6 protein-coding genes are annotated in these 5,386 nt (G+C 70.7%); all 6 read left to right on the top strand.

The genetic code is table 11. The features are described 5' to 3' along the window. The first annotated feature begins 303 nt into the window (after window positions 1-303). Entirely contained in the window at window positions 304-2,148 is a 1,845-nt protein-coding gene (gene infB, locus VGD32_RS11655) for a translation initiation factor IF-2 (RefSeq protein ID WP_414644415.1), read from the top strand. Between the two features lie 66 nt (window positions 2,149-2,214). Beyond that, window positions 2,215-2,727, top strand: coding sequence for a hypothetical protein (locus tag VGD32_RS11650; RefSeq protein WP_331032052.1), 513 nt, complete (start codon window positions 2,215-2,217; stop codon window positions 2,725-2,727). Between the two features lie 39 nt (window positions 2,728-2,766). Further along, entirely contained in the window at window positions 2,767-3,438 is a 672-nt protein-coding gene (locus VGD32_RS11645) for a hypothetical protein (RefSeq protein ID WP_331032051.1), read from the top strand. Then, complete coding sequence (locus VGD32_RS11640; RefSeq protein WP_331032050.1) at window positions 3,435-4,154, top strand: DUF2459 domain-containing protein; 720 nt, start codon at window positions 3,435-3,437, stop codon at window positions 4,152-4,154. Before VGD32_RS11645 ends, VGD32_RS11640 begins: the two co-directional genes overlap by 4 nt. A gap of 57 nt (window positions 4,155-4,211) precedes the next feature. Continuing rightward, entirely contained in the window at window positions 4,212-4,652 is a 441-nt protein-coding gene (rbfA, locus tag VGD32_RS11635; RefSeq protein WP_331032049.1) for a 30S ribosome-binding factor RbfA, read from the top strand. After that, window positions 4,652-5,386: tRNA pseudouridine(55) synthase TruB (gene truB / locus VGD32_RS11630; protein WP_331032048.1), on the top strand; the 735-nt coding region annotated here is incomplete at its 3' end. The genes rbfA and truB, both read left to right, overlap by 1 nt.

Below are 5,386 nucleotides of genomic sequence, written 5' to 3'. Positions count from 1 at the left end.
GTCCGCGATTCGGCCCTCAATCCCCGCCCGGCGCCCGGCGCCGCCCGACCGGGCGGTCCGCGCACCGGCCCCGGCGGCCGCACCGCTCCCAACGCCCCGCCCGCGACCCCCGACGTCGCCCGCCCGGTTCGCGCCGGCTTCGGCCGTCCCGCGGGCTCGAAGGTCGAGGAGGATCGCGACAAACGCTTCTCCGACGCCGGTCCGGGCAAGGCCGTCAGCCGCACGCGCGGCGAGCCGAAGCGCCGCGAAGGCCGTCTGACCATTCAGGCGGTGGCCGGCGGCGACGAGGACGCCGCCGAGCGGATGCGCTCGCTGGCCTCGGTTCGCCGGGCCCGTGAACGCGAGAAGGAAAAGCGCAAGGGCGGCTCGACCGACGCGCCGAACCGTCCGCGCGAGGTGGTCATCCCCGACGTCATCACCGTGCAGGAACTGTCCAACCGGATGGCCGTGCGCGGCGTCGACATCATCAAATTCCTGATGCGTCAGGGCCTGATGATGAAGATCAACGACGTCATCGACACCGACACCGCCGAACTGGTGGCCGACGAGTTCGGCATGGCCGTCAAGCGCGTGTCCGAATCCGACATCGAGACGGGCTTCCTGTCCGACGCCGTTGACGACGAGGCGACCACGCCGCGCGCGCCGGTCGTGGCCATCATGGGCCACGTCGACCACGGCAAGACCTCGCTGCTCGATGCCCTGCGCACCACCGACGTGGCGGCGGGCGAGGCCGGCGGCATCACCCAGCACATCGGCGCCTATCAGGTGCGTCTGGAGGACGGCCAGCGGGTCACCTTCCTCGACACCCCGGGCCACGCGGCGTTCAGCGCCATGCGGGCGCGCGGCGCCAATGTCACGGACATCGTGGTCCTGGTCGTGGCCGCCGACGACGGCGTCATGCCCCAGACCGTCGAGGCCATCCAGCACGCCAAGGCGGCCAACGCCCCGATCATCGTGGCGGTCAACAAGATCGACAAGCCGGACGCCAATCCGCAGAAGGTCGTCAACGAGCTTCTGCAGTACGAGGTCATCTCGGAAAGCCTGGGCGGCGACGTTCAGATCATCGAGGTCTCGGCCAAGGAGCGGACCAACCTCAACGGTCTGATCGACGCCATCCTGCTGCAGGCCGAGGTCATGGACCTGAAGGCGGATCCGGAGCGCACCTCGGAAGGCGTGGTCATCGAGGCCAAGCTGGACAAGGGCCGCGGCCCGGTCGCCACCGTCCTCGTCAAGCGCGGCACCCTGAAGCGCGGCGATATCGTCGTGGCCGGTTCCGCCTGGGGCAAGGTCCGCGCCCTGCTGGATGAACGCAACGCCCAGCTGACCGAGGCCGGTCCGTCGGTTCCGGTCGAGATCCTCGGCCTCGACGAGGCGCCCAGCCCGGGCGAACCGTTCGCCGTGGTCGAGAACGAGGCCCGCGCCCGCGAACTGACCGAATACCGCGCCCGCGTGAAGCGCGAGAAGGCCACGGGCGGCGTCAACCAGGTCTCGCTGGTCGACATGATGTCGAAGCTTCAGTCCAAGAAGGTCTCGGAACTGCCTGTGGTCATCAAGGCGGACGTGCAGGGTTCGGCGGAGGCCATCGTCGGCTCGCTTGAGAAGATGGGCAACGAGGAAGTCCGCGCGCGCACCGTCATGTCGGGCGCCGGCGGCATCACCGAGAGCGACGTGCAGCTGGCCAAGTCGGCCGGCGCCCCGATCCTCGGCTTCAACGTCCGCGCCTCGAAACAGGCCCGCGACCTCGCCGAGCGCGAGGGCGTGGAGATCCGCTACTACTCGATCATCTACGACCTGCTCGACGACATGAAGGGCGTGCTTTCGGGCATGCTGGCGCCGCTGCAGCGCGAAACCTTCCTGGGCAACGCCCAGGTGCTGCAGGTGTTCGACATCTCCAAGACCGGCAAGATCGCCGGCTGCCGGGTGTCGGAAGGCGTGGTCCGCAAGGGCGCCAAGGTCCGTATCATCCGCGACGACGTGGTGGTGCTGGAGCTGGGCACGCTCACGACCCTCAAGCGCTTCAAGGACGAGGTCAACGAGGTCCCGTCGGGCCAGGAGTGCGGCATGCATTTCCAGGGCTTCCAAGACATCAAGGCCGGCGACTACATCGAGTGCTTCACGGTCGAAGAGATCAAGCGCACGCTCGAGTAGCGGACTTTCAGGACGGCGGCGCGCGGGCGCCGCCGTTTCGCCGCATCCTTCACGGATCAACGCTTCATGCGCAGCCTCGTGACCGCGATCCTCGTCCTGCTCTCCGTCGCCGGTCCGGCCGCGGCCGAGACCCGCTACCTGGCCTATGACGCCGCCGACCGGGTCACCCAGGCCCTGACGCGCGGCGTGACGCTGGAGGCCGATCGCGGCCTGTTCGGGGGCATCAGCGTGCGGCGGATCATCTCCACCTCACAGCGCGGGGCGGCCGACATCCGGCGCGGCGGCCCGGATGCGGTGCGGCGCGTCCTGCCGGCCGGATCCAGCGAAAGCGCGATCTACCACATCGCTCCGGAAGGCGACGGCCGCGGGCTTTCGCGCGCCCTCTGCCCGAGTTCGGAGGAGGCCTGGCTGGTGCTCGGCCGCGTGCGCCTGGGCCGGCCATTGACCCTCCACGCAGTCGGCCGCTGGGCGGACGGGACCTACCGCCATTGCGTCCAGCTGTCCTATGTCTGGCGCGGCGAATGGTCGATGCCGCCGGCGCAGGCCCTCGACGACGCCGGCGCCCCTGTCGGGCGATAGGCGTTCACCTCGCTCGCGACCCCCGCTAGGGTCGCCGTCATGAGCGCCGCCACGGCCCCGTCCCAGACTACAATGAAGCGCCTGGCCGGCGGGCTTTCGTTCGTCTGCCTGGTGCTGTTCCTGCTGGCCATCGAGCAGAGACATACGGTCGCCGCCTGGGAGGCGATCCGTCACGACGCCGTGCCCACCGCGCGGCGGGTCGTCGACTGGGCCGCCAGCCTGCCCTCGGGCGCCGCCGACGGCTTGCAGGGCCTGAAGTCCGCGGTGGCGGGCGAGGACCGGCCGCTCGCCGCCGAACGCGGCTCCCAAGCCATTCTGCGAGGGGAGTACGGACCGGCCGATGAGGCGACGCGCGCCGCCGCCGGTTCGCTGACCTTCGTCCGCGCCGAACTGCATTTCGAAACCGGCGAGCGCCTGCGCACCCGTCCGCTGCGCATCGCCTTCGGCCGCGAGTCCTTCGGGCCGGGTCAGACCTTCGCCGCCCGGCTCAACGCCCCCGCCGACGCCCAGATAGAACTGCGCACCGTCGTCCCGCCGGCGCGGGGGCAGGCGGCGGCGCTCACCCTGTGCGGCGGGGAGCCCGCCGGCGTCGCCGCCCTGCTGCATCGCGGCTCGCGCGTCGACCTGATGCTGTTCCGGCGAGGAGTCGTCATCGGCTCCGAAACGCCGCCGTCCGCCCTGTGCGGCGCATGGAGCTTCACCGCGCGATGAGGCGTCCAAAGCGACGCAGGGAGCGCACCGGGCTCGGGCCGTTCGTCGCGGGCGCGGCGGCGGGCCAGATCGCCGCCTTGTGGACCTGGACCGCGCCCGGCGACCGGGGGCGATGGCGCGCCGCGCCGGACGGGGCCGGCGTCGAGCTGCATCTGCTGGACAACGGCTTCCACACCGATCTGGCCGTTCCCCGCGCGGCGCTGGAGGCCCGGCCGGGTCCGCTCGGGGCGGCGGTGCGGGTGCTGCCGGCGGGCGACTGGATTCTGATCGGCTGGGGCGACGCCCGGTTCTATGTCGACCAGAGCCCGATGGAGAGTCGTCTGGCCGACGGGGCGCGGGCCTTCTTCCGGCCGGGCAACGCCTCGGTGATCATGCTCGATCCGGCCCAGCGCGATCCGCGCGCCCTGTTCGCCGAGGAGGGGCGCCGATCCTTCCGTCTGACCCCCGCCGGCTTCGAGGCCATGGCCACCCACATCGAATCCTCGCTCGACGTCTCCTCGGGCGCGCCCCGGATCGCCGCCGCGCGGGCGGGCGACGACGTCCTCTTCTTCGCCAGCCGGGAGACCTTTTCGATCGCCCACCTGTGCAACCACTGGACGGCGGGCGTGCTAAACGCCGCGGGCCTGCCGGTCCGGCCGTTCCGCTCCATCGTCTCGTCGGAACTGATGGCGGCGATCGACAGGGCGCAACTGGACACCGCGCGCCCGCGGGCCTAGACCCCCGCTTCGCTTTTTGGCCGGGTCCGAGCCCCGGCGGGCGACGAGGACCGTGTCATGAGCAGCCGCAAACCCAATCCGAAGGCCGGAACCGTCAGCCAGCGCCAATTGCGCGCGGCCGAGCTGATCCGTCACGCCCTGGTCGATGTGCTGCGCGAGGAGGACATCCACGATCCGGCCCTGAAGGACGTCTCGGTGACCGTCACCGAAGTGCGGTTGTCGCCGGACCTCAAACACGCGACCTGTTTCGTCGAACCCCTCGGCGCCGGCGTCGACAGCGCCCCGGTGGCCGGCCATGTCGACGAGATCGTCAAGGCCCTGAACGCCCACGCCAAATTCCTGCGCGGCGTGCTGGGGCGGCGCATCGACATGCGTTTCACGCCCGATCTGCGCTTCCGCCATGACGAGAGCTTCGCGGCGGCGGAACGGCTCAACCGCCTGCTCGACGATCCGCGGGTCCAGGCGGACATCGCCAAGCCCGACGCCGACGACCTCTGATGGGCCGCCGCAAGAAGGGCGACCTCGTCAACGGCTGGGTCTGTCTCGACAAGCCGCTGGAGATGGGCTCGACCGAGGCCGTTTCGAAAGTCCGCCGGCTGTTCAACGCACAGAAGGCCGGCCATGCGGGGACGCTGGACCCCCTGGCCTCGGGCGTCCTGCCCATCGCCTTGGGCGAGGCGACCAAGACTGTGCCGTTCATGATGGACGCCGAAAAGGTCTATCGCTTCACCATCAACTGGGGCGTCTCGACCGACAGCCTCGACCGCGAGGGCGAGATCGTCGCCCGTTCGGACGTGCGGCCCACCGTGGAAGCGGTGCGCGCGGCGCTGCTCTCGTTCGTCGGCGAGATCGATCAGATCCCGCCGCAGTATTCGGCCATCAAGGTCGACGGCCAGCGCGCCTACGACCTGGCGCGCGACGGGGCCGAGTTCGAACTCGCCGCGCGCCGGGTGACCATCCACGAGGCGGCGGTCACCGACGCCCCTGACGCCGACCATGTCGAGATCACCATGCGAACGGGCAAGGGCGTCTATGTGCGCTCGCTTGCGCGCGATCTGGCGGCGGCGCTGGGGGCCGAGGGGCACGTTTCCGCCCTGCGCCGCGAGCGGGTCGGGCCGTTCTCGACGGAAAACGCCGTATCGCTGGATTTCCTGACCGATCTGGTGCATAGGGACGCCGCCTCGGAAGGCTTGCTTCCCGTCGCGACCGCCCTGGACGACATCCCGGAGCTG

Origin of the sequence: Brevundimonas sp. (genome assembly GCF_036402095.1) — a bacterium.
Lineage (GTDB): Bacteria > Pseudomonadota > Alphaproteobacteria > Caulobacterales > Caulobacteraceae > Brevundimonas.
The sequence above is the reverse complement of the archived record's forward strand: the minus strand, read 5'-3'. Positions and strand labels throughout refer to the sequence as shown.